Raw genomic sequence first — 21,468 nt, forward strand, 5'->3', positions numbered from 1 at the left:
TAAGTGCTTTTTCTTATGCTTAGAAAGGAGCAAGAAATGAAATACCGTAAAAAACCAGTAGTGATTGAGGCTGTACAGTTTACAGATACGGAAGAATCAATTTTGGAGTTATCAGAATTAGGATTAGATCCAGTTCGTGTTGATTATGCTGATTTGGATAATCCAGTTCTAAAAATAGAAACGCTTGAAGGATTGATGATTGCAACAGAAGGTGACTACATTATCAAAGGTGTTCAAGGTGAATTTTATCCATGTAAACCTGGCATCTTTAAAGAAACATATGAAAAAGTAGAGGAGTAAAGACATGTTTATCTGGAATTGGGTATCAATCGCTTTCGGGTGGTTGGCATTTCTGTTTTTAATTCTGTTTATCATAGCATTTGTAAAACAAGTAATCAAAGAAATTAAAAAATAATCTAACCGCATCGAAATCGAGGCGGTTTTCTTATGCCCTGGACATGGCGTTAAAAGGTTCAACTATTGGACAAGTCCGTAGTCCTAACAAAAGCGGAGCGACTGGTGATGGAGAACACCTAAAAAGCCTAGCGTAGAGGAAAGGATTTTCAAAATGAAAAAAGAACAACTGGCAAACATCGGCTTAACTGAAGACCAAATTTCTCAAGTCTTCGCTTTGTATGGTGCTTCTGTCCAAAAATTTAAGGATGATGTGGCAAGTAAAGAAAGCGAATTGGAGAGTGTGCGTGGACAGCTGACACAACGTGATAAAGACTTGAATGATTTGAAGAAAAAAGGCGCAGATGTTGAAGATATTCAGCAAAAGCTAGCAGACTTACAAGCTAAGTACAAGCAAGATACAGAAGCGCTTGAGACGAAACTAGCAGATGAGAACAAATCTCGCTTAATCGATGCTGAATTGACAAAAGCTGGCGTTCGAGACGCAGAAATTTTTGAGAAAATCTTAAACAAAGACGAAATCTCTGTAAAAGATGGCAAATTGATTGGCTTGACTGAGCAAATCGAAGCTCAGCGTGCTAAGAGTCCATATCTCTTTAACGGGGAGAAACAAGCTCAATATACGCCAAACCAAGGCGATGGGCAAGGTACTAATTTAGGGAATTGGGAAACTGCTATGAGCAATCCTAACTTCAACCTAACTCAATTTTTAGAACAACAAGGAGAAAATAACTAATGGCTAATGAAATTACAAAGATTCTAGACACGATTACACCTCAACAGTACAATGCATACATGCAACAGTACACTGCTGCTAAATCTGCTTTTGTTCAAAGTGGTATTGCAGTATCAGATGAGCGTGTCTCTAAAAACATTACATCTGGTGGTCTTTTGGTCAACATGCCGTTCTGGAATGACCTTACTGGAGATTCTGAGGTTCTAGGCAATGGCGACAAAGCGCTAGAAACTGGGAAAATCACTGCTGGAGCAGACATCGCCTGCGTTCTTTATCGTGGACGTGGTTGGGCTGCTAACGAATTGACTGGTATCGTAGCTGGTTCTGACCCAGTCCGTGCTATCTTGAACCGTATCGGTGCTTACTGGTTGCGTGAAGACCAAAAAGCCTTGATTGCTACCTTGAATGGTATCTTTGCGACTGGTACTGCGGGCGAGAAAGGTGCGCTTGAAGAAACTCACGTATCAGACCAATCAAAAGCGTCTACTGGTATCGATGCAGGTATGGTACTTGACGCTAAACAATTGCTTGGGGATTCTGCTGATCAAGTTACTGCGATTGCTATGCACTCAGCGGTTTATACAAAACTACAAAAAGATAACTTGATTCAATACATCCAGCCAACAACTGCGACTATCAACATTCCAACCTACCTTGGTTACCGTGTTATTATCGATGATGGTATTGCACCGGCAGGAGATGTTTATACATCATACCTTTTCCGTACTGGTTCAATCGGTCTTAACACAGGAAATCCATCAGGGTTGACTACGTTTGAAACTTCTCGTGAAGCAGCTAAAGGTAACGACATGATTTACACTCGTCGTGCCCTTGTTATGCACCCTTACGGTGTGAAATGGACTGGTGCAGAAGTGGATGCTGGAAACATCACTCCATCAAATGCTGACTTGGCTAAATTCAAGAACTGGAAACGTGTTTACGAGCCTAAAAACATCGGTATTATCGCTTTGAAACACAAAATTGGCAAATAGATTGGGTAACAGAATATGATTCAAGAATTGAAACAAGACAACACAATGTACTTGATCTCATGCGTTCGGAAAATGCGTCAGGATAATTATTTCAAAGATATGGAAGTTCTTCACTACGCTTTGACCCAAGCAGAAAACGAGATTTTGAATTATATTCACCAAGACAGTGTGCCTGGACGTTTAGAGAACGTATGGATAGACATGACCAACGACTTACTGGACAAGGTCAAGGAGCAAAGCGTTCTTGCTGAAAAGGCAGACGCAGACGACTTTTCGGTCAAGAATATCAAAATGGGTGATACGACAATCGGAAAGGTTAGTCCTTATGAAATGATTCAACGAATGAAACAAGTGCCGTCATCACTTGACCGCTACAAGCGTCAGTTGAATCGTTTCAGGAAGCTACTATGACCGAATATGCTAAGACAGTCTTTGATTGCTTGTACGACTGTAAAATGACGGTTAAAGGTTATACAGAGCAAGAGATAGACGGTTTGACTAGTATGTCAGAAAGCGTGCTATTAGAGGACATTCCTTGCAGGATTTCGCAAATGAGCAATAGTTCAACGAACGGGAGCGACTATCAAGCTAACGGCTATGATATGAAACTCTTTTGCTCCGTTGTCTATGATATTCCTGCAGGTTGCAAGATTGAGGTGACTGATAGAAATGGGCACGTTAAAGTGTTTACACGTTCTAATGTGCCTATTGGTCAGTATTGGTCACATCAAGAAATTGCTATAAAGCTAGAGGGCAAGTCATGAGTGGCAGTTTTGATTATCGTAGTTTCGCTAAGTTCGCTAATAACTTCAACAGGAATGTGAATCATGCGAAAGTAGACCGATTTATGAGACAAACCTTGAATTACGAAGGTACAGAATTGAAATCTAAAGTGAAAGAGAGAACACCCGTCGGTGTTTATACGGATCATTGGGTGGAGTTCACAACCAAAGATGGCAAACACGTCAAATTTTGGGCAAGTGCTCATGGTAAACAAGGCGGAACCTTGCAAAAAAGCTGGTCTAAAAGCCATATTGAGGTATCTGGGCGGACTTATAAGCAGAAAGTTTATAACAAGGTCTACTATGCCCCACACGTTGAGTACGGGCATAAGACAGTCAATGGTGGCTTTGTTCCAGGGCAGTTTTTTCTTCATAAAACGGTTGAAGATACTAAAAGCGATATGGAAAAGCGTGTCCGTGATAAGTATGATGGCTTTATGAGAAAGGTAGTGTTAGGAAATGGCAAATAAAGGCTTTCGATTAGTCGAGGAGTTAGTTAGTCACATCAAGGGGTTATATCCTGATATCAGGATTTATCTGGATGAAGTAGAGCAAGGTTTTAAAGAACCTTGTTTTTTTATCCATGTGGTCGATACTAAGTACACTCCAGAAGCCAATAAGCATGTGAAAGTACGTTCTAAAGTGGATTTGTCTTATTTTCCTCCTAAGAAAAAGCGTAGCGAGTGTTTAGCAATGCAGGAAGAATTGAGTTATAAACTCTTACACTTGCCGACGATTCATTTATTTGACCGTCAATATGAAGTGGTTGACAACGTTCTGCATTGTATTTTTAACGCAAGCACACGCTTGAAATTAGAAGAGGAAGATATCAAACAACGTGAATTGAAAGTGAAAGAAGAGGTAAAAGATGGATAATGTAGAAGGAATTGTGTTCCCTACTGCGGACATTTTGGAAAGTAGCGCTTTTACCAACGGAGAAAAAGACATCTTGGGGGCTATTTTAGATCCAGAAGAGTCTTATAGTTTGGAAGAAGCAAGAGCAAAACTAGAATATGAACTAGGAAGGAAGATTAAGTAATGGCAGGTGGAATTTGGAAACGCCAAAATAAAGTAAGACCAGGTGCTTACATCAACGTCAAATCAAAAGACATCGCAATGACTCGACTTGGTGGCGACGGTGTCGTAACAGTGCCGCTAGCACTCAGCTTCGGTGAGTCAAAGAAATTGATGAAAATCCGACGTGGCGAAGACCTATTTAAAAAGCTAGGGTATGAGCAAGAAAGCCCACAACTCTTGTTGCTAAATGAAGCATTCAAGCGTGTGAGTGAAGTCTTGCTTTATCGTTTGAATACAGGCGAAAAGTCAAACGTAAGCCTTTCGGACAACGTAACGGCTCAAGCTAAATATAGCGGTGTCCGTGGGAATGACATCACAGTAACAGTCAAAACAAACGTAGACGACCCAAGTTCATTTGATGTTGTCACATTCCTTGATACTGTTGTTATGGACTCGCAGACTGTAAAAGTCTTGGCCGATTTGAAAAACAATGATCTAGTTGAATTTTCAGGAACTGGCGAACTGCAAGCGGTGGCTGGTGCTAAACTTACTGGCGGTACTGACGGTGCAGTCTCAACCCAAGACTACTCAGAATACTTCAAGGCGCTTGAAACAGTTGAGTTTAACTATATGGCTTTGCCAGTAGAAGATGCTTCTATCAAGAAGGCAGCTATCAACTTCATCAAACGCATGCGTGAAGACGAAGGGCTTGGTGCTCAATTGGTTGTGGCGGACTCAGATGCAGATAGCGAAGCAGTTATTAACGTTAAAAACGGCGTTATCTTGTCTGACAAGACAGTTATTGATAAGACTAAAGCGACTGTATGGGTTGCAGCAGCAAGCGCAAATGCTGGCGTTGAGAAATCGTTGACTTATGAGAAGTACGAAGACTCTGTTGATGTTGTGGGACGTTTGAGCCATACAGAGACAGAAGATGCGCTCTTGAAAGGGCAATTTGTCTTCACTGCTCGTCGTGGTCGTGCGGTAGTTGAACAAGATATCAACTCACACGTCAGCTTCACGATTGAAAAGAACCAAGACTTCCGTAAGAACCGTATCTTGCGTACCTTGGACGATATCGTGAACGATACTCGTTACGCTTTCTCTGAGTATTTCCTTGGAAAGGTAAGCAACAACGAAGATGGACGTCAAGCGTTTAAAGCGAACCGTATTCGCTACTTCAAAGACCTTGAAGCTCGTGGTGCTATTGAAGACTTCAAAGTAGAAGACATCGAGGTGCTATGTGGTGAGTTGAAAGAGTCTGTAGTGGTTAACGTAAAAGTGAAACCAGTGGACAGCATGGAAAAACTGTACATGACAGTTACAGTAGAGTAGGAAAGGAGATAGTATGGCTTTTTTAAAAGGTCGTGACGTAATCAGCGGTCAGGAAGGTACCGCTTTTATTCACATCGACGGAAGAAACGAGTTCATGTTCTATATCAAGGAACTTGAAGCTACAGTTAAGAAAAACAAAGAAGAAGTCCGCACCCTTAACAAACGTGGTACGCAAGTAAAAGCGACTGGTTTCAAGGGAGAAGGTAAGATGACTATTTACGGTGTAACTTCAACATTCAAGGAAATGATGTTGGACTACATGAAGAATGGTCGGGATACATTCTTTGATATCCAAGTGACCAATGACGATGCGACAAGTTCAATCGGTCGTCAAACAACTATCTTGCGTGAATGTAACCTTGATGAAGTTGTGATGGGTCAACTAAAAGTTGAGGAAGATTTCTTGGAAGAAGAAGTCAACTTTACTTTTGAAGATGTGGATATCTTGGAAAAATTTAATGCGCCTAAATTAGGTTAGAAAGAGGATAGATAAATGGCAATTTCAGACTTTTTACTAGAAAACGTTCAGCAGGAAGAAACAAAGGAAGTACACCTTAAGCGCTTCAAATCTCCTTTTGTCATTCGAAGTATTGACGAAAGTCTAAACGATACGTTGAAGAAACGTGCGACAATCAAGAAGAAAAACCGCCAAGGTGTGGCTATTCCTGAGTTCAACAACGATAAGTACATCGACTCTTTAATGTCTGCCTGCGTTGTTACACCAGACTTGAAAGACGCTCAACTACAAGAGTCTTATCGTACTGTCGGGGATGAAGCGGCAACCTTGAAAGCTATGTTGAAGATTGGGGAATATGCTACCCTAATGCAAGAAATCCAGTCGCTTAACGGATTTGATGAAGACATCAATGATCTTGTCGAAGAAGCAAAAAACGACTAGAGGACGGGGACGCAGAGTTGAGTTATGCTTACTACTGTTTGCATCAATTCAACTGGACTCCGTCCTTTTTGGATAGCTTATCTAAACGTGAAAAAGCCTTGATTTTTGCCTTTATCGATATCCGAGTAGAGGCAGAAGAAAAGGAACACAAAGAAATGGAAAGAAAAAGCAAGGGAAGGAGGAGACGGTAGAAGATGGCTACATTAACACAAACACTAACCCTTAAAGATAAATTTTCTAGTTCATTGAACAAGATTAATAACACAATCGATCGAACTATCGGAAAGTTTAGCGAGTTGGATAGACGTGTCAAGAAGATGACGCAAACTGCAACGATTAAAGTTAAAGCAGATATGCCTAAGAATTTAACTGCACCCAAAGTTTCTAGCCCTGTCACTCCTAAACCTGTTGCTCCTAAAGCTACTAGTCCTGTAGCGCCTAAAATGGCGACACCTATCGCTCCTAAACTTCCTTCGCCTGGTCCTCTTGTTGGTGGTTTAGGTGTTGCTACTTCCATGCTTGGTCGAATGACTTCTATTTCTCGTGCTTTGAATTTCATGGTTGCTATTCAAGCCTTGAGGCAAATGGCTAATTTAATGAGTGGTCTGATTAAGTCAGGCGATGATTATATTCAGACCATGGCAAGGCTTAAGACGATAGAAGATGGATCAAAGACAGGCCAAGAACTCCAAGACGGTATCATGGCGGCAGCACAACGCTCAAGGACTGGCTTCGGTATCATGGCAGACTCAGTGGCTAAACTACGCTCACAAGCTGGAGAAGCCTTTAAAAGTAATGATGAAGCTATTGCATTCGCTGAGCAGTTGAACAAGCTGTATAAAATCGGTGGTGCAAGTTTAGAGCAACAAAAAGCAGGGACGCTTCAAATCACACAGGCGCTTGCTTCAGGGGTTCTTCGTGGTGATGAGTTCAACTCTATGATGGAGAACGCTCCGCTTGTTGCCCAAAAACTAGCTAGACATCTTGGTGTCAGCGTTGGTCAACTGAGGGGGATGGCTAAAGATGGGCAATTAACAGGAGATATCCTTAAGAGTGCCTTGCTTGGTTCAGCAGTTGAAACAAACGCTGAGTTTGCGAAAATGCCGATGACCTTTGCTGATATGATGACTCAGATTGGCAACGTAGCTTCATACGCATTTCAGCCTTTGATTCAAGCATGGCAAGAGTTTATTAATAGTACCGCTGGACAAAACTTCATGGCAGGTTTAGAGACTGCTATGTTTGCGATTGGCCAGATAGCTTTATGGCTCTTTAATCTCTTCGTTGCAGGCTGGAACTGGGTTACTGAGAACATCAATATAGTCATGACTGCATTAACACTTCTTGCAGCAGTTGCTCTTATAGCAGGTATTGCAATGTTTGTAGCAGGTTTGATGGCAGGAGCTCCTTGGGCTTGGCTGATGCTAATATTGATAGGTGTAATTGGAATCGCACTATTAATCGGTATGGCTCTAAATGCTATGGGGATTTCATTCTTAGATGTTGCAGCTGCTATCGTTGCAGCCTTTGTCTTTGTCGGAACGGTAGTTTATGACGTCATTATGTTCGTTATCAATCTTGTAATGTATATGATTGCACCGATTGTGAATCTCTTCATAGGTATTTACAATATTGGTTTAGCAATTGCAGAATTTTTGAGAAATGTCTTTAAGCACCCGATATATTCCATCAGAAAGTTATTTTATAATCTTATTCGAACTGTATTAGATTATTTTGCTTCGTTTGTTGATGGGGTGGTCAATGTAGCGCAATCTATCGGTAATGCTTTTATAGCCGGTGCAAACATGGCTATTAAAGCTATCAACTGGATTATTGACGCTTTAAACAAAATACCAGGAGTGAATCTAGGAAAAGTTGGCGAAATGGGCTACATGTCCAATGACGGTAGTTTTGCCAATGGTATCCGTGCTATGGGAGAGATGTTTAATCCAGGAGAGGCTCCTGATGATTATGAATCTTTTGACGGCATGCGTGCCAATATGATGACTCCAGGCGGTTTGTGGGATGGGATGAAAAATCCTTTCTCAACTGCTGGCAATGCTTTTAGTGGTACTAAGGCTTTTGGTCAAGGTGTTGGTGATGCTATGCAAGGCTTCGCTGATAAGATGAAAGGCCAAGACGAACTTGCTTCTAAGTTTGACCAAATGAACCAAACACCGGCAGGGGCTGGTGCTCCTTCTGGTGGTGCTGGTGGTCTTGGCGACAAGCTAGGCAAAGGCAAGAACATTGGTAACGTCGGTAAGATTGAAGATGAAGTCAAGCTGAAAGACGAAGATATTAAGATGATGCGTGATGTTGCAGAGCGCAAGTACATCATTGATTACCAAGTTCTAACACCTCAAGTTAGTGTTAAATATGAGTCTAAAAATAGTGCTACTGAACAGGATATCGACGATTTGGTTGACAGAATTGAAGAAAAGATTATCGGTTTGGTCGATAGCGACCTAGGAATTGCGTAGGAGGTAGAAGGAAATGGCGATTGGTATTTTCGTAGAGTACAAAGGTCAGGTCACACAACTTCCTGTCAATCCAGAAGAGCTAAAAACGAAGAATAGCGCAAATAACGAGTCAGCAACGAGTATTGCGCTAGGAGAAATAACCCAGATGAGTTTTCCCAAACTATCTGAGGTTACTTTCACTTCATTCTTCCCTAGAGACACTTTCCGCTCTTATGTCCTGAATAAATCAGGAACGCCTGAAACCTATGTCCGACTCTTAAAGAAAATCATGGACGGGAAAGAACCTTGTCGCTTGATTATCTCTGGCGTGGGTATCAATATGCTTGCGACAGTTGAGAGTTTTGAGCAACAAAGAAAAGCTGGTATTCATGAGGATGTTTACTACGACATCACTTTCAAAGAGTACAAGATGGCCAAGGCTCGGTTTGTAAAAATCGAAAAGAAGGTATCAGAGGAGAAGAAAGCTAGTCAACCTCAGAAAGAGCAAGCCCCTTCGACTAAGAAAGAAGTGACTATCGGTGCAAAGGTGCTTGTTAATGGGCAACTTCATAGAGATAGTTATGGAGAAGGCCCGGGTCAAACTGAGTCAAACGCAACTAGATTTGTCAATTATATCAATATGAAAGGGTCGCATCCTTATCACGTTACCATGCTGGATGGCGGTTGGCGTGGTTGGGTTACTGCTGATTCGGTGCAAGTCCTATGATGGAATTTCTAATTCAAGATGTGAATGACGGTAAAGTCTTTGATATCACTGAGTTGGTCGGAGGTGTCAAATGGGAAACCAGTATTGATTTTCAGCCGGGAAAACTTGAGTTTGATATGATTATAGACTCGCAGGTTGCTTGTAACTTTGGGGATGTTATCCGCTTCAAGGTGGATGATAAGGGCATTTTTTACGGCAAAGTTTTCAAGAAAAAGCGGAAATCAGCTAAGAAATGGTCGGTTACTGCTTATGACAGAATGAGGTACCTGAAAAACACCGACACAATCGTGTTTGAAGCCTCTAAAAGTCATGAAATCTTTAGTAAGATTTGCGAAATCTCAGAACTTGAGTACAAAGTTGTCGATGAGGGAAACTGGACGTGTCCTGAGAAAATCGAAGATAAGAAAACTTATTTTGCGATGATCCAGAACGCCTTGGACTTAACATTGATTCATGGTGGAATGTGGTACATCATCAGGGATAACTTTGGTACAGTCGAGCATATAGCCTTAAATTCGCTGATTACTGACTTAGTGATTGGTGATGATAGCGTAGCTACAGACTTTGACTATGAAGGCTCTATCGATGATAGTTTCAACTATGTGAAGCTGACTAAAGACAACAAACAGAGTAAAAAGCGTGAAGTTTACGTCGTGAAAGACTCTAAAAATGTTGCTCTTTGGGGCAAGTTGCAGTACCACGAAAAAGTGGATGAAAAGATGAATGAGAGTCAGATTCAACAAAAGGCTGAACTCTTATTGAAAGCTAAGAATCATCCTAAAAAGACTTTTAAAGTTCCTTGTTTAGGACATCTTGGAATCAGTGCAGGCAACAGTGTTGTGCTGGATTTTGCTGATTTAGAGTCCGAAGGGATTAAGAAGAACAGTCTTGGCATCATCTCTAAATGTACCCATAAGTGGGATAAGGTGCATACAATGGATTTAGAATTGAGGACGCTGGAATAATGGCAGGAGAGTTGTTAGCACGCCTTTTGGCGCAAGGAGTAGATGATGGGACAGACAGAACAGATATTGTTTTTGGCTCTGTCACATCTGTTTCTCCTCTCACAATCAAGGTTAATAATAAACTTGAAATCCCTGAGTCTTTTTTAGTTCTAAGTCCGATGGTTAAAGAACTACGTACCGGAGATACTGAAGGAGACAACAAGAGGTGGATTGTTTTTCGTGATCTTGAAGCAGGAGACAAAGTCTTAATGATTAAAGCCCAGAACGGGCAATTATACTACGTTTTACAAAGGATGGAGTGAAGATGGTAGATATACGAAACATTGAAGAAGTTGTTTTGCCATCCTACACTTATCAAGTGAAAAATGGCAGAATACACGGATATATTGACGGCTTAGAAGCCATGAGGCAAGCAGTTGAAAAGATTTTGCTTACAGAACGGTTTGAGTGGGTCATCTACTCTTCAAACTACGGAGTAGAATTAGAGCGCTTGATTGGAAAGCCTTATGATTTTGTCAAAGCTGACCTTGAGAGAACAATTTCTCAAGCCTTGTTAGTTGATACAAGAATTAAAAGTGTCCAAAATTTCTTCATCGAGCAACAAACCAAGGACAGTTTGCTTTGTGTCTTTGAAGTCCATACCATATCTGGTTTATTTAAAGTTGAAAAGGAGGTGACGCTGATTAATGATAGGTGATTTCTTAGAAAAATACACGTTTGATTATCTGATGAATGACGCTCTTTCTCGTGTCAATGAAAATATTGATACACGGGAAGGTTCTATCATCTATGACGCATTGGCGCCTGCTTGTTATGAGTTAGCTGGTTTTTATTTGCAGTTGAAAAATCTACTGCTAGATACATTTCCACAGACTGCTATTGGGCAATACCTAGACTACAAGGTGGAAGAGTTCGGTCTACATCGTTATCCGTCCAAGAAAGCGGTACGCTTTGCGGAGTTTAAAAACGAGAGAAAAGAAGGCGTACAAATCGCTTTAGGTTCTCGTTTTGCGACAATTGACGATGCTGCACTCATCTACAAGGTTGTTCGTGCAACAGATGTAGTAGGTAAGTATGAAGTAGAGTGTGAGACGACTGGAGTTGTCGGAAATCGCTACTATGGTAATATCTTACCCTTAGAGAACTACAGAAACCTCGCCACTGCAGTCTTAGGGGAAATCGTTACATCTGGCCAAGATGAAGAAACTGACGATGAATTGCGGAAGCGTTTCTTGATTTACGTCAATGAGAAACCGTTTGGCGGTAACTTCATCGAGTACATTCAGCGTGTCCGTGAAATTGACGGTGTTGGCGCAGTTCAGGTTTATCCAGTTTGGAATGGCTCAGGAACGGTTAAAGTAGTTGTTTTAGACAACGACTTAAACTTGGCATCTACCGAGACAATCAAGAAGGTGCAAAACGTTCTGGATCCACTAGAATACACTGGAAAAGGAGTTGGACTTGCTCCTATCAATCATCGTGTGACGGTTACGACTGCGACACGCTTCCCGATTGATATTGAGTTTAAACTTGAGTTGATGACAGGATATCAGTTAAATCAAGTAAAAGAACTGGTAGACAAGGCTCTAGACCAGTATTTCTTGGATTTGAGAAAGAACTGGGCGCAATACTCAGATGTTAACACCTACAGCATGAAAATCTATCGCTCGCAGTTAATGGCCAGGCTACTGACCATTAACGGTGTTGCTAACGTGGATAAGATGAAACTGAATAACCGCGAAGCTGATTTAGCACTTGTTTTTACAGGACAATTACAACAATTGCCGTATAAAGGAACAGTGAGGACGGTTTAATGGTAAAAGAAGTAAACTTATCTGAATACGTTCCAGATTACTATGAGGGCGTCAAAGATATGAAAGAACTGGTTCGGGTTGAAAATGCTCTGTTTAAAGACGGTACTATCTCGTTAGAGCAGTTTATCAAGAATCAGTTCATTATGCTCTGCGATGTTCCTACGTTAACGAAATTTGAAGAAGTCTACGGTATTGTTGCTCACGCTGACGATACGTTGGAGTGGAGAAGAGAGCGTGTTTTGTTGCGGATCAATATGAGACCACCATTTTCATGGTGGTTTTTAATTCGCAAATTAGACGACCTTTTTGGCAAAGGAAAGTACAAGGCTTCAGTAGATTTCGCTAACCAGGTCTTGCTGATTGAGTCTGGTGCAGAAACGAGTGGACTTTTCAGAGAGTCAGTTATCTTTGTCAATGCAATCAAGCCAGCAAATATGGGATATACGCATATCCCAACAGTGACAGAACGAGTCAAGCTGAAAGAACGGTTATTCAAGACGTCAGTAGACTTTGCTAGAGCAGGTTATGCAGTTGTAGGAGTGACACCTTTTGAGTATGAAGGGCCACAAGAGGAGGTTTTATTCAATGATTAAAGAAGCGTTACTAAATACAGTTACAGAAACCGTACTAGCTAAAATCAATAAAGCAAGATTGAATAATAATCAAATTGTGACGATACAGAAGCGACGAGAGCAGCGTTTTGTGTTGATTGATTTCTTGATCCCAGACTCAATCAGAGAAATCAATAAGATTGAGTTGCTAGACAGTTCAAACGTACCTCAGTCTGTCATTGATGTATACGTTCCGATTGAAACAACAACACGATTCAAATATAGACTGGAGGTGCTAACAGATGGCTAAAATCTGGAGGTCAAGAGATATCATCGGCGTTGAAGATGCGCAACGATGGGAAAACAAAGCTGATTCAAGTCACAGGCACAAGGTTGCAGACATCGACGGTCTTCCCGAAAAGATCGACGAGGTCACTAAAAGCAAGGCTGAGAAGGTTGACCTAACTGGTCATATCCAAAACCACAACAATCCACACGGTGTCACTAAGCAACAAGTGGGACTAGGGAATGTCGCAAACGTCGAACAAGCAAGTAAGCAAGATTTTAACAATCACGCAAATAATCACAACAATCCACATAGCGTTACGAAGCATCAAGTTGGTCTGGGTAACGTAGACAACGTTAGACAAGCAAGTTATGAGTCAGTAGAGGCTTTAAAGCGTGAGTTTCAGGAGCACGAAGATAGACTAAATGCTATCGAGTACATGTTCTTACAGAATGACTTCACTGCTCCGATTCGTACAGACGACGGTACAGAACATACCTTACTTGCTGATGAAAATGGCCGTGTGATTGTCGCAGATTGGAAATACATTATGGAGGTATAAGATGGCAGTAATTAGTACACAGACACGAAAAGTAACTGATTTGCCACAGGCTAGTCAGGTTAACAACTCGGACAACATCATGATTCATGATGGTCGTGGGTTGAAAAAAGTGTCTGTGCAGACATTGAAAAATGGAATCAGTAGCAATGTATCAGTAGCTACGTCGAACTCAAACGGTATCGTCAGACCTGATAACCAGACAACAGAAGTGTCAAATGGTGTGATGAAAGCCAAAACTGCAACTAGTGGGCAGGCTGGTGTAGTACGACCGGATAACTCAACGATTACAGTCGATAGCTCGGGTGTTCTAAGAGTAAACAGGTCAGCGCTTGGGATTCCAAGTACACCGTCTGAAGTAGTCGCACACAAGCTGATTAACCAAAATGGAAATCAACAAATGAAGTATTGGTATGGGTCTAAAGCGCAATATAATGTAATTGGTACAAAAGATCCTAACACAATCTATGATGTGTATGAGTAGGTGATGCTATGGCTACAAGAGAAGGAATCTATGTCGGAGGGCATGAGATTGTAGAACGGTATGTTGGCTCAAGATTGGTTTGGGAGAAGGAGAAGTGGATATTTGTTGGAAGCTTTCGAGATTTAAGTCTCCGAACAATCTCAAGCGATTTTTTAGTTTTAAACACAACCAATAACGATGGGACATTCGATGATAAATATCGAAACCGAAGCAAAATAACCAAAACAAAAATTAATATAAAACCCAAAAATGGTGTAAAAAGAGTTGTATACGCAAGATATGCATATACACATTATTCAAATGACCATTCAAATGATTATTTAAATAATTATTCAGGAGGAATAAACAAAGCACCTGGGCTTTATATTGAGTTTACAGACATAAATCAGAGAGATGAATTCAAGAGAAATTTCACAAATGGTGATTCGCTAGACATTTATATTAAACTATCAGGAGGACATTAACATGGAATTTGTATTAGTAAATAAATTTTACAGAGTTGGCAAGACGGAAGTCTCTATTCAATGTGACAAGCCGCTTACTTTTTTCACTCGTGAGTTAGAGGGTGATCGACTTGGTGACACGGATGAAACACTCATTGAAGCAGTCAAAGAGATTCTACGAACTGAATTAGATCCAACAAGCGCTATTGTCAAAAACCAAGAACAGTTGGCTAAAACGACTACAGCACTTGAACAAGCCAATCAGCTTATGGAAGGCATGCAGAAGGTCAGCTTGCGTAATAACGATGATATCGAGGAAATCTTTGCACGCTTGGAAGTGCTTGAGAAACACAATGGTATCGATCATGAGCATGAGGACGAAGCAGAGGGACATGAAGATGCACCACACGTTGCAGAAACACACCCTACTGAACCTGCTCCAGTAACTCAACCAGTTCAACCAGAACCCCAATCAGCTACAGAAGTGGCCACAAATGGAGTTCCTAACGTGGTCGTATCTGAACCAACACCAGCACCAGCACAACCAACTACTGAACAACCAGTAGCAGAAGCGTCTACACAACCTGCACCAGCAGTAGAACAACCAACAGAAAGCGAGACAGAACATGAAATTCCTACACCGACAAGCGAAGCGAGCACTAGTGAAAACAATGGAGGTAGCAACAATGAGTAAAATTACATTAGACCAAGCTAAAATCGACATGTACATTAACCTGCTAAAACGTGGAGCGATTGACTTTTCATTCGTCAATAAACGCTTCCGAGATCGTGTACGCAAAGAATTGGAACGCCTTGGTTTGAGCCAATTGGCGAACTAGCGAGGTGCTTATGGACGTCTTACAACAGATAGAACATTTCTTCATGAACGTGCTACCATCGGCTTCACCGATTATCATCGCTTGGCTTAGCTACAAATTGCCGAAAAAAGCCAAAGAAGAGACGGAGAGAATCGTCTCGGAACTAACCAATGTCAAGAAACAGATTGAAGATGTCCAGACTACCGCTAAAGATAGCAATTCCAAAATCGACGAAGTGCAAGAAAAATTAAAAATTCACGATGAGGCGCATCTAAATACCATGAAGTTGCGCCTTGACCGTGATATGCGACGAGCTATTAACAGAGGTTATACCTCCCGAGATGAATTTTCACTAGTGGAAAGCATGCACAAAAGCTATAAAACTCTAGGAGGTAATGGCTACATAGACCGTTTATTCAGCGATTTTGAAAAATTGGATATCAAAGAAGGCATCTTAATAGATGATTAGAAAGGGGGCATGGAATGGGATGTAGTAATACGACTAATTTGGTTCAGGTTGACGGAGGCGTTCGTGTCAAGCAAGGAGATTTGTCCTCTACTTTCGGATTTGAATTGCAAGATGAAAATTTCCGTGGTATTGCTTCTCTTGAGGGGCAAGAAGCTCTTATAACCCTAACAAAAGATAAATATTGTTGGAAGACAAAATCACTCGTCAAGGATCAATCTGTTAGCTTTAATTTAGATAGTATTCTGCCAAACGGTAAATACCGTGTAGAAATTTCGGCTGGGGGATATATCTTTCCAAGCGATCGAAAAACTTATATTGAAATTGAAGCGTCGGATAAAGAATTGGTTCTTGAGGTAGTTCATACTCTCAAAGAGCTGGACATCGCTGAAGAAGTTAAAAGACAGCTTAGCGAAGGTGGAGCGTGTCCGGAAATTCCAGACCTGCTCATGTACTATAACTTAGGAAAGGTGTAAAACATGGATACAAGTAAATTAATTGCATTCGCTCAAGCATTGGGAGCGGATAACAAGACAATGAAGCAGTTAATCGATACAAAGATTGACAACGCTACGTTAATGCAGGCTATCGAGCAAGCGAAAACAGCAGTGAAGAATGATATTCTGGGTGATGGAGTTCCTGAAAATCTTGATACGCTTAAAGAAATTGCTGAAAAAATCGCCAGCTTGAGTGGAGATGTTGAGACTGCAGTTGTGCAGAAATTGGCTGACCTTGGCCGTCGTATTGATGAATTTGCCAATCTTGACCTGGTCGCAACCTATAATGCAGCGAAAGCGTGATGGCCATGAATAACCTTGAAAATCTAGCAACAGCTATTGGTACAGATATCAAGGATATCAAGACGCAAAATGCCAACTCTCAAGCAAAGATTTCGGCTAATACAGAGTCTATTAACCGCATCGCTACTCAAATGGATAGTCTTGCGACAAAATCAGAGGTAAAACAAGATATTGATGGCCTTGCGCAGACCTTCGCTAAGATGAGAGTTGGTGGAACTAACTTGTTAAGAGGTTCGAAAGGACCTTTTCTTCCAGATAAAAAGCCAGCTAATTTTGATAATAATATTCTCTATGTAGAACAGACGTCTGTTCACATGGAACAGGGACAGGAATATATTATTTCGGCTAAAACGGACGGGACCTTTACAGCTCATCACGACGGGAATAAGGAATCCGATAACGTAGTTCTTTGGATTATGGACAAGGATGTCAGAAATTATCAAATTGTATCGGACCTCAAGACCGGTACCACAGGAACGAAAATAATTTGGAATAAGCTTACAGGGATTTATCATCTGCGCGTTAACACTTATCACAAAGAAGCAACCAAGAGTGTCTGGGATGTGAAGATTGAAAAAGGCAATGTCGCGACAGATTGGAGCCCAGCGCCTGAGGATGCACAAACTCAAGTAGCCGAAACTCAAGAGAGCTTGAGAGGGCTTGAGCGCAAGTTTGAGACGGTTGCTAGTGATGTGAAGGTACTGAATCAAAAGCCTGAACCAAGACTGACCTTGACAGGAAATACCCTAGGTATTGCAGGAGGCAATAATGTCACTCTACCGATACCAGACAATGTAGGGCATGAAATCCGTGGCACAGGCTTTCCAGAAGGGCGTATCACTGGTGAAATCGGAACAACTTATGTAGATGTCAACGCGACGAATGGCGCTCTCAAATGGATAAAAGAGAGTGGGAATGGTAATACAGGTTGGAAGGTCCTAATCGGTGATACTGGTTGGAGGACACTTAACTCAGTTTCAAAACTAGGAAATTCGTATGTAAAAATAAGACGCTTTAACAATCTGGTCTTATATCAATTTGGAGGTCTTCAATGGGGCTGGTTCGGAATTGTAAGACGCGATGGTCAAGGCTATATTCTTCAAGAAACAGACAGAGAAAGAAATTGTTTTATCATTTTTAGAGATAATATACCTATAGGGTTTAGAACGCAATCATCCTTAATTGGTAATATATATAACGATAATGGAATTGTGTACGGTACATGGTATGTAGGAGGAGCTGCAGACCAAAATCATTTAAGATTCCAATTCTTAAACCCAGTGCCAACCGACCGAGACATTGGGGATATCCGTGTAAGTGCCATCTCTTACTTAACCGATGACCCGTGGCCTACGCAATTACCATAAGAAAGGAAATTTAACAATGTCACAATTTAATGAATTGATTATCGCTTTTGCTACAGGATTCTTGGCTGTAGCAGTAGGCAATATCGTAAAAGCAGTAAAAGAGTATCTTTTGCAAAAAGGCGGAGAGAAAGCTGTAAAAATCGCTGAAATCCTAGCTAAAAACGCAGTACACGCAGTAGAGCAGGTAGCTCAAGAGACTGGCTACAAAGGTGATGAAAAGCTAGAGCAAGCTCGTGATAAAGTCCGAGCTGAACTTACAAAATACAACATCAGCATGACTGACAAGGACCTTGATACATTTATCGAGGCATCGGTCAAGCAGATGAATGACGCTTGGAAAGGGGAATAATGATGGTAGAAATCATTAACCATACAATCTTCAACGGGATTTCAGGTTCTCGTCCAACCGAAAAACCAAAATACTACATCATGCACAATGATGCTGGTTCAAAAAGTGCAAAGGCCTATATCGAATGGCTCCAAGAACGATATGACAATGGCCGGTCTGAACTTGGTTTTGCTCATTACTACATCTCAAGAGATGCAATTGTGCGAGTCGAAGACACATACAATGGTTCATGGTCTGCTGCTAACTACGATGCTAACATGAACTCTATCAGTTATGAAGTCTGTCAGCAACTCAGCGCATCAGATGCCGAGTTCATTGAAAATGAAAACATGGTATTGCGCCAAATGGCCGAGGATATGACTTATTTCGGTGATACTCCGAACTATTCAAACATCAAGTTTCACAATGAATTTTCTAGCACATCATGCCCTGCTCGTTCCCTTGAATTACACGGTGGCTACAATGACAGCTTGCGTGACTATGTGATTGATAAAATCAAGCATTATCAATCTCTTGGCTCAACAGTCCAAGAAATGCTTGATAATGAGGGTAATCAGGAAGGTTGGAAGAGAAATTCAACTGGCTGGTGGTATGTCAATGCAGATGGAAGCTATCCAACGAATAAATGGCAGAAGATCAACAATGTCTGGTATTACTTTGATAGCAATGGCTACATGAAGGCTAATTCATGGCACAAGCATTCAGATGGGGACTGGTATTACTTGCTACCAAATGGCGCTATGGCCACTGGTTGGGTGCTTATCAGTAACAAATGGTACTACTTCAAAGAAGATGGTAAGATGGCCACTGGTTGGGTTAAGTACAAGGAACATTGGTACTATCTTGATTATCAAAAAGGAGAGATGGTATCGAACGCATTTGTAAAATCAGCGGACGGAAAAGGCTGGTACTACCTCAAACCAGATGGCAGCATGGCAGATAAGCCAGAGTTCACAGTAGAGCCGGAAGGCTTGATTACAGTTAAATAAATAGAAAGGAAACTTTCTAAAATGTTCTTTCACCGCAGGCTCAGGCTTGCGGTTTTTTTGTTTGTTCTGAATCAAGAAAACATCTAACCAACCGACATCAATGTCGGTAGCAAAATAAATGGTTTGCCTGAAAAATTGACTTGTTGAAGTCAACAAATAGCTTTATAAAGCCCTTAGTTGCCAATTTTGTTGAGGTTAACAAAATTAGAGTTTGTATTTCTATTTTGCAAAAACACGCATTTTGAACGATTAGAAACAAAAATTACAATCCTATTGTTCAAAAAAGTGCTTACTTGAAGAATAGGGACTATATATGCCCCAAAAATATAAAAATAAAATTTGGGGCATTAATGGGGCATAAGTTTAAAACTTATGTATTTTTACCTATAATTTTAAATTGGTTTTTAATCGTATACATCCTTATTTATCAAAACTTTTTTCTATTATATAGCTATGAAGTATATCCTTTATAAAAGACGCTGTTAAATAATCAGCCTTTAAAAAGCCTATTGTATCAAGCTTTCTAGCTTGGTCAGTAGGCTTTTTTTGTGTATAGGGGGCAAAAAAGGGGCAAAATACTATTTTTCACTTGTTTTAGGATGATGTCAACCAGCATTTTCGTTATTTTCTAAGAGTGATGAGTTTTTATTGTTTATCCGTAGGATGATCGACTATTTTAAATAATACTGTATTTCTAGCTTATACTCTTCTAAAATCTCTTCAAACCACGTCAGTTTCACCTTGGATTATATATGTGACTGACTTCGTCAGTCTTATCTACAACCTCAAAGCAGTGCTTTGAGCAACCTGTGGCTAGCTTCCTAGTTTTCTCTTTGATTTTCATTGAGTATTATTTGTCTCAAAATCAAACCTTGAAAGTGGATAATAACCTTCTCCGATATTTTATTGATTTTCAGCTGAAGTCATATTAAAAATATTTAAGTAGAAAGAAAAGTTATATACTATCTATTGAAAATATTATAAATCAGATACAAAGACAGGTGAAACCTTCTGTGTTATACTAGAGATATGTTAGATTTGAAAGAATACGGTATCGTCATGTGGCCGGAGGAGAAGATCATTTCTTTTCGTGAGAAACTTCTCAACTGGTATGATGAAAATAAAAGAGATTTACCATGGCGTAGGAGTAAGAATCCTTATCATATCTGGGTGTCTGAAATTATGCTCCAGCAGACCAGGGTGGATACGGTTATTCCTTACTATGAAAGATTCTTGGACTGGTTTCCAACAGTAGAAAGTTTGGCGAATGCGCCTGAAGAACGTTTGTTGAAGGCTTGGGAAGGTTTGGGTTATTATTCTCGAGTTCGTAATATGCAGGCTGCAGCCCAGCAGATTATGACTGACTTTGGTGGTCAATTTCCAAATACCTATGAAGGAATTTCCAGCTTGAAAGGGATTGGTCCTTACACAGCAGGAGCCATTTCCAGTATTGCCTTTAACTTGCCTGAGCCGGCTGTAGATGGTAATGTCATGCGTGTTTTGGCCCGTCTGTTCGAAGTCAACCATGATATTGGGATTCCAAGTAATCGCAAAATTTTTCAGGCGATGATGGAAATCTTGATTGATCCGGATCGTCCTGGTGACTTTAACCAAGCTTTGATGGACTTAGGCTCAGATATTGAGGCTCCTGTAAATCCTAGGCCAGAAGAAAGCCCAGTTAAGGACTTCAGTGCGGCATATCAGAATGGAACCATGGACCGTTATCCAATTAAGGCTCCAAAGAAAAAGCCTGTTCCTATTTATCTTAAAGCCTTAGTTGTGAAAAATTCTCAGGGACAATTTCTACTTGAAAAAAATGAAAGCGAAAAGTTGTTAGCAGGATTTTGGCATTTTCCCTTGATAGAAGTAGATGAGTTTTCGCAAGAAGAGCAGTTTGACCTCTTCCATCAGGTTGCAGAAGAAAGTGTGAACTTTGGTCCCAGTCCAGAGGAGAGTTTTCAGCAGGACTATGACTTAGATGTTGATTGGCTCGATGTTTATTTTGAGACTGTCAAGCATATCTTTAGCCATCGCAAGTGGCATGTTCAAATTGTAGCAGGTCAGGTGACTGACTTCCATGATTTTTCAGATAGGGAAGTTCGCTGGCTTTCACCAGAAGAGTTTAAGAATTATCCACTTGCCAAACCCCAACAAAAAATCTGGCAGGCTTATGCACAAGCCAACTTAGACAGTAGCAAAGACTAGCTATTGTGTCTT

32 protein-coding genes are annotated in these 21,468 nt (G+C 40.8%); all 32 read left to right on the plus strand.

Annotated elements, in window-relative coordinates; all coding sequences use genetic code 11:
- Nucleotides 1-36 precede the first annotated feature (36 nt).
- The 32 genes from O3636_RS01105 to mutY all read left to right on the plus strand — a co-directional run bounded on the left by O3636_RS01105 (nucleotide 37) and on the right by mutY (nucleotide 21,456).
- The gene (locus O3636_RS01105; RefSeq protein WP_371641402.1) at nucleotides 37-300 is read left to right on the plus strand and encodes a hypothetical protein; all 264 of its coding nucleotides are present in this window, start codon (nucleotides 37-39) and stop codon (nucleotides 298-300) included.
- A gap of 268 nt (nucleotides 301-568) precedes the next feature.
- Nucleotides 569-1,150 carry a phage scaffolding protein gene (locus tag O3636_RS01110; RefSeq protein WP_371641403.1) on the plus strand — a complete coding sequence of 194 codons (582 nt, stop codon included), beginning with the start codon at nucleotides 569-571 and terminating at the stop codon, nucleotides 1,148-1,150.
- Nucleotides 1,150-2,142 carry a major capsid protein gene (locus O3636_RS01115; RefSeq protein WP_371641404.1) on the plus strand — a complete coding sequence of 331 codons (993 nt, stop codon included), beginning with the start codon at nucleotides 1,150-1,152 and terminating at the stop codon, nucleotides 2,140-2,142. Before O3636_RS01110 ends, O3636_RS01115 begins: the two co-directional genes overlap by 1 nt.
- A gap of 15 nt (nucleotides 2,143-2,157) precedes the next feature.
- Entirely contained in the window at nucleotides 2,158-2,553 is a 396-nt protein-coding gene (locus tag O3636_RS01120; RefSeq protein ID WP_371641405.1) for a hypothetical protein, read from the plus strand.
- Nucleotides 2,550-2,906 carry a hypothetical protein gene (locus tag O3636_RS01125; RefSeq protein ID WP_061759930.1) on the plus strand — a complete coding sequence of 119 codons (357 nt, stop codon included), beginning with the start codon at nucleotides 2,550-2,552 and terminating at the stop codon, nucleotides 2,904-2,906. The genes O3636_RS01120 and O3636_RS01125 overlap by 4 nt, the downstream gene beginning before the upstream one ends.
- A complete protein-coding gene (locus tag O3636_RS01130; protein WP_371641406.1) occupies nucleotides 2,903-3,394 on the plus strand; it encodes an HK97 gp10 family phage protein in 492 nt (163 codons plus the stop codon). The genes O3636_RS01125 and O3636_RS01130 overlap by 4 nt, the downstream gene beginning before the upstream one ends.
- Nucleotides 3,384-3,800 (plus strand): DUF6838 family protein, encoded by a 417-nt coding sequence (locus tag O3636_RS01135; protein WP_033675935.1) that lies wholly within the window; start codon nucleotides 3,384-3,386, stop codon nucleotides 3,798-3,800. The genes O3636_RS01130 and O3636_RS01135 overlap by 11 nt, the downstream gene beginning before the upstream one ends.
- Entirely contained in the window at nucleotides 3,793-3,963 is a 171-nt protein-coding gene (locus O3636_RS01140; RefSeq protein ID WP_371641407.1) for a hypothetical protein, read from the plus strand. Before O3636_RS01135 ends, O3636_RS01140 begins: the two co-directional genes overlap by 8 nt.
- The gene (locus O3636_RS01145) at nucleotides 3,963-5,276 is read left to right on the plus strand and encodes a phage tail sheath family protein (RefSeq protein ID WP_371641408.1); all 1,314 of its coding nucleotides are present in this window, start codon (nucleotides 3,963-3,965) and stop codon (nucleotides 5,274-5,276) included. The genes O3636_RS01140 and O3636_RS01145 overlap by 1 nt, the downstream gene beginning before the upstream one ends.
- Before the next feature lie 13 nt (nucleotides 5,277-5,289).
- Nucleotides 5,290-5,754 carry a phage tail tube protein gene (locus tag O3636_RS01150; protein WP_173229699.1) on the plus strand — a complete coding sequence of 155 codons (465 nt, stop codon included), beginning with the start codon at nucleotides 5,290-5,292 and terminating at the stop codon, nucleotides 5,752-5,754.
- A gap of 15 nt (nucleotides 5,755-5,769) precedes the next feature.
- A complete protein-coding gene (locus tag O3636_RS01155; protein ID WP_023948071.1) occupies nucleotides 5,770-6,174 on the plus strand; it encodes a phage portal protein in 405 nt (134 codons plus the stop codon).
- 17 nt (nucleotides 6,175-6,191) lie between these two features.
- Nucleotides 6,192-6,365 carry a hypothetical protein gene (locus tag O3636_RS01160; protein WP_182910613.1) on the plus strand — a complete coding sequence of 58 codons (174 nt, stop codon included), beginning with the start codon at nucleotides 6,192-6,194 and terminating at the stop codon, nucleotides 6,363-6,365.
- A gap of 3 nt (nucleotides 6,366-6,368) precedes the next feature.
- Entirely contained in the window at nucleotides 6,369-8,654 is a 2,286-nt protein-coding gene (locus O3636_RS01165; protein ID WP_371641409.1) for a tape measure protein, read from the plus strand.
- 13 nt (nucleotides 8,655-8,667) lie between these two features.
- Nucleotides 8,668-9,360, plus strand: a complete 693-nt coding sequence (locus O3636_RS01170) for a phage baseplate protein (RefSeq protein ID WP_173270435.1) — start codon at nucleotides 8,668-8,670, stop codon at nucleotides 9,358-9,360.
- A complete protein-coding gene (locus O3636_RS01175) occupies nucleotides 9,360-10,325 on the plus strand; it encodes a hypothetical protein (RefSeq protein ID WP_371641410.1) in 966 nt (321 codons plus the stop codon). Before O3636_RS01170 ends, O3636_RS01175 begins: the two co-directional genes overlap by 1 nt.
- Complete coding sequence (locus O3636_RS01180) at nucleotides 10,325-10,627, plus strand: DUF2577 domain-containing protein (RefSeq protein WP_015973671.1); 303 nt, start codon at nucleotides 10,325-10,327, stop codon at nucleotides 10,625-10,627. Before O3636_RS01175 ends, O3636_RS01180 begins: the two co-directional genes overlap by 1 nt.
- Nucleotides 10,628-10,629: 2 nt before the next feature.
- The gene (locus O3636_RS01185) at nucleotides 10,630-11,022 is read left to right on the plus strand and encodes a DUF2634 domain-containing protein (RefSeq protein ID WP_023948079.1); all 393 of its coding nucleotides are present in this window, start codon (nucleotides 10,630-10,632) and stop codon (nucleotides 11,020-11,022) included.
- Nucleotides 11,012-12,139: a baseplate J/gp47 family protein gene (locus O3636_RS01190; protein WP_371641411.1), complete on the plus strand. Its 1,128-nt coding sequence runs from the start codon at nucleotides 11,012-11,014 to the stop codon at nucleotides 12,137-12,139. The genes O3636_RS01185 and O3636_RS01190 overlap by 11 nt, the downstream gene beginning before the upstream one ends.
- Nucleotides 12,139-12,732, plus strand: coding sequence for a putative phage tail protein (locus tag O3636_RS01195; RefSeq protein ID WP_371641412.1), 594 nt, complete (start codon nucleotides 12,139-12,141; stop codon nucleotides 12,730-12,732). Before O3636_RS01190 ends, O3636_RS01195 begins: the two co-directional genes overlap by 1 nt.
- The gene (locus tag O3636_RS01200) at nucleotides 12,725-13,000 is read left to right on the plus strand and encodes a hypothetical protein (protein ID WP_033675953.1); all 276 of its coding nucleotides are present in this window, start codon (nucleotides 12,725-12,727) and stop codon (nucleotides 12,998-13,000) included. Before O3636_RS01195 ends, O3636_RS01200 begins: the two co-directional genes overlap by 8 nt.
- Nucleotides 12,993-13,538 carry a hypothetical protein gene (locus O3636_RS01205; RefSeq protein ID WP_371641413.1) on the plus strand — a complete coding sequence of 182 codons (546 nt, stop codon included), beginning with the start codon at nucleotides 12,993-12,995 and terminating at the stop codon, nucleotides 13,536-13,538. Before O3636_RS01200 ends, O3636_RS01205 begins: the two co-directional genes overlap by 8 nt.
- 1 nt (nucleotide 13,539) lies before the next feature.
- The gene (locus O3636_RS01210; RefSeq protein ID WP_371641414.1) at nucleotides 13,540-14,019 is read left to right on the plus strand and encodes a hypothetical protein; all 480 of its coding nucleotides are present in this window, start codon (nucleotides 13,540-13,542) and stop codon (nucleotides 14,017-14,019) included.
- An 8-nt stretch (nucleotides 14,020-14,027) separates the two neighbouring features.
- The gene (locus O3636_RS01215; protein WP_371641415.1) at nucleotides 14,028-14,483 is read left to right on the plus strand and encodes a hypothetical protein; all 456 of its coding nucleotides are present in this window, start codon (nucleotides 14,028-14,030) and stop codon (nucleotides 14,481-14,483) included.
- A gap of 1 nt (nucleotide 14,484) precedes the next feature.
- On the plus strand, nucleotides 14,485-15,156 hold the full coding sequence (locus O3636_RS01220) for a hypothetical protein (RefSeq protein WP_371641416.1): 672 nt from the start codon (nucleotides 14,485-14,487) through the stop codon (nucleotides 15,154-15,156).
- Nucleotides 15,149-15,301 (plus strand): hypothetical protein, encoded by a 153-nt coding sequence (locus tag O3636_RS01225; RefSeq protein ID WP_371641417.1) that lies wholly within the window; start codon nucleotides 15,149-15,151, stop codon nucleotides 15,299-15,301. The genes O3636_RS01220 and O3636_RS01225 overlap by 8 nt, the downstream gene beginning before the upstream one ends.
- A gap of 10 nt (nucleotides 15,302-15,311) precedes the next feature.
- The gene (locus tag O3636_RS01230; protein ID WP_371641418.1) at nucleotides 15,312-15,749 is read left to right on the plus strand and encodes a hypothetical protein; all 438 of its coding nucleotides are present in this window, start codon (nucleotides 15,312-15,314) and stop codon (nucleotides 15,747-15,749) included.
- 14 nt (nucleotides 15,750-15,763) lie between these two features.
- Nucleotides 15,764-16,222 (plus strand): hypothetical protein, encoded by a 459-nt coding sequence (locus O3636_RS01235; RefSeq protein ID WP_371641419.1) that lies wholly within the window; start codon nucleotides 15,764-15,766, stop codon nucleotides 16,220-16,222.
- A gap of 3 nt (nucleotides 16,223-16,225) precedes the next feature.
- The gene (locus tag O3636_RS01240; RefSeq protein WP_371641420.1) at nucleotides 16,226-16,546 is read left to right on the plus strand and encodes a hypothetical protein; all 321 of its coding nucleotides are present in this window, start codon (nucleotides 16,226-16,228) and stop codon (nucleotides 16,544-16,546) included.
- Between the two features lie 5 nt (nucleotides 16,547-16,551).
- Nucleotides 16,552-17,913, plus strand: a complete 1,362-nt coding sequence (locus O3636_RS01245) for a hypothetical protein (RefSeq protein WP_371641421.1) — start codon at nucleotides 16,552-16,554, stop codon at nucleotides 17,911-17,913.
- Between the two features lie 16 nt (nucleotides 17,914-17,929).
- Nucleotides 17,930-18,262: a phage holin gene (locus tag O3636_RS01250; protein ID WP_371641422.1), complete on the plus strand. Its 333-nt coding sequence runs from the start codon at nucleotides 17,930-17,932 to the stop codon at nucleotides 18,260-18,262.
- Between the two features lie 2 nt (nucleotides 18,263-18,264).
- Nucleotides 18,265-19,251 (plus strand): N-acetylmuramoyl-L-alanine amidase, encoded by a 987-nt coding sequence (locus tag O3636_RS01255; protein WP_371641423.1) that lies wholly within the window; start codon nucleotides 18,265-18,267, stop codon nucleotides 19,249-19,251.
- A 1,029-nt stretch (nucleotides 19,252-20,280) separates the two neighbouring features.
- The gene (gene mutY, locus O3636_RS01260; protein ID WP_371641424.1) at nucleotides 20,281-21,456 is read left to right on the plus strand and encodes an A/G-specific adenine glycosylase; all 1,176 of its coding nucleotides are present in this window, start codon (nucleotides 20,281-20,283) and stop codon (nucleotides 21,454-21,456) included.
- Nucleotides 21,457-21,468 lie beyond the last annotated feature (12 nt).

The sequence above is a fragment of the Streptococcus sp. 27098_8_76 genome (genome assembly GCF_041432315.1).
In the GTDB taxonomy this organism is placed as follows: Bacteria; Bacillota; Bacilli; order Lactobacillales; family Streptococcaceae; genus Streptococcus.

Coding starts and splice junctions, on each gene's coding strand:
- O3636_RS01145 (WP_371641408.1), top strand. CDS start 3,963: ATGGCAGGTGGAATTTGGAAACGCCAAAATAAAGTAAGACCAGGTGCT.
- O3636_RS01255 (WP_371641423.1), top strand. CDS start 18,265: ATGGTAGAAATCATTAACCATACAATCTTCAACGGGATTTCAGGTTCT.
- O3636_RS01115 (WP_371641404.1), top strand. CDS start 1,150: ATGGCTAATGAAATTACAAAGATTCTAGACACGATTACACCTCAACAG.
- mutY (WP_371641424.1), top strand. CDS start 20,281: ATGTTAGATTTGAAAGAATACGGTATCGTCATGTGGCCGGAGGAGAAG.
- O3636_RS01170 (WP_173270435.1), top strand. CDS start 8,668: ATGGCGATTGGTATTTTCGTAGAGTACAAAGGTCAGGTCACACAACTT.
- O3636_RS01230 (WP_371641418.1), top strand. CDS start 15,312: ATGGACGTCTTACAACAGATAGAACATTTCTTCATGAACGTGCTACCA.
- O3636_RS01135 (WP_033675935.1), top strand. CDS start 3,384: ATGGCAAATAAAGGCTTTCGATTAGTCGAGGAGTTAGTTAGTCACATC.
- O3636_RS01120 (WP_371641405.1), top strand. CDS start 2,158: ATGATTCAAGAATTGAAACAAGACAACACAATGTACTTGATCTCATGC.
- O3636_RS01185 (WP_023948079.1), top strand. CDS start 10,630: ATGGTAGATATACGAAACATTGAAGAAGTTGTTTTGCCATCCTACACT.
- O3636_RS01210 (WP_371641414.1), top strand. CDS start 13,540: ATGGCAGTAATTAGTACACAGACACGAAAAGTAACTGATTTGCCACAG.
- O3636_RS01205 (WP_371641413.1), top strand. CDS start 12,993: ATGGCTAAAATCTGGAGGTCAAGAGATATCATCGGCGTTGAAGATGCG.
- O3636_RS01105 (WP_371641402.1), top strand. CDS start 37: ATGAAATACCGTAAAAAACCAGTAGTGATTGAGGCTGTACAGTTTACA.
- O3636_RS01195 (WP_371641412.1), top strand. CDS start 12,139: ATGGTAAAAGAAGTAAACTTATCTGAATACGTTCCAGATTACTATGAG.
- O3636_RS01240 (WP_371641420.1), top strand. CDS start 16,226: ATGGATACAAGTAAATTAATTGCATTCGCTCAAGCATTGGGAGCGGAT.
- O3636_RS01200 (WP_033675953.1), top strand. CDS start 12,725: ATGATTAAAGAAGCGTTACTAAATACAGTTACAGAAACCGTACTAGCT.
- O3636_RS01225 (WP_371641417.1), top strand. CDS start 15,149: ATGAGTAAAATTACATTAGACCAAGCTAAAATCGACATGTACATTAAC.
- O3636_RS01190 (WP_371641411.1), top strand. CDS start 11,012: ATGATAGGTGATTTCTTAGAAAAATACACGTTTGATTATCTGATGAAT.
- O3636_RS01130 (WP_371641406.1), top strand. CDS start 2,903: ATGAGTGGCAGTTTTGATTATCGTAGTTTCGCTAAGTTCGCTAATAAC.
- O3636_RS01175 (WP_371641410.1), top strand. CDS start 9,360: ATGGAATTTCTAATTCAAGATGTGAATGACGGTAAAGTCTTTGATATC.
- O3636_RS01110 (WP_371641403.1), top strand. CDS start 569: ATGAAAAAAGAACAACTGGCAAACATCGGCTTAACTGAAGACCAAATT.
- O3636_RS01245 (WP_371641421.1), top strand. CDS start 16,552: ATGAATAACCTTGAAAATCTAGCAACAGCTATTGGTACAGATATCAAG.
- O3636_RS01220 (WP_371641416.1), top strand. CDS start 14,485: ATGGAATTTGTATTAGTAAATAAATTTTACAGAGTTGGCAAGACGGAA.
- O3636_RS01125 (WP_061759930.1), top strand. CDS start 2,550: ATGACCGAATATGCTAAGACAGTCTTTGATTGCTTGTACGACTGTAAA.
- O3636_RS01140 (WP_371641407.1), top strand. CDS start 3,793: ATGGATAATGTAGAAGGAATTGTGTTCCCTACTGCGGACATTTTGGAA.
- O3636_RS01215 (WP_371641415.1), top strand. CDS start 14,028: ATGGCTACAAGAGAAGGAATCTATGTCGGAGGGCATGAGATTGTAGAA.
- O3636_RS01155 (WP_023948071.1), top strand. CDS start 5,770: ATGGCAATTTCAGACTTTTTACTAGAAAACGTTCAGCAGGAAGAAACA.
- O3636_RS01150 (WP_173229699.1), top strand. CDS start 5,290: ATGGCTTTTTTAAAAGGTCGTGACGTAATCAGCGGTCAGGAAGGTACC.
- O3636_RS01180 (WP_015973671.1), top strand. CDS start 10,325: ATGGCAGGAGAGTTGTTAGCACGCCTTTTGGCGCAAGGAGTAGATGAT.
- O3636_RS01250 (WP_371641422.1), top strand. CDS start 17,930: ATGTCACAATTTAATGAATTGATTATCGCTTTTGCTACAGGATTCTTG.
- O3636_RS01165 (WP_371641409.1), top strand. CDS start 6,369: ATGGCTACATTAACACAAACACTAACCCTTAAAGATAAATTTTCTAGT.
- O3636_RS01235 (WP_371641419.1), top strand. CDS start 15,764: ATGGGATGTAGTAATACGACTAATTTGGTTCAGGTTGACGGAGGCGTT.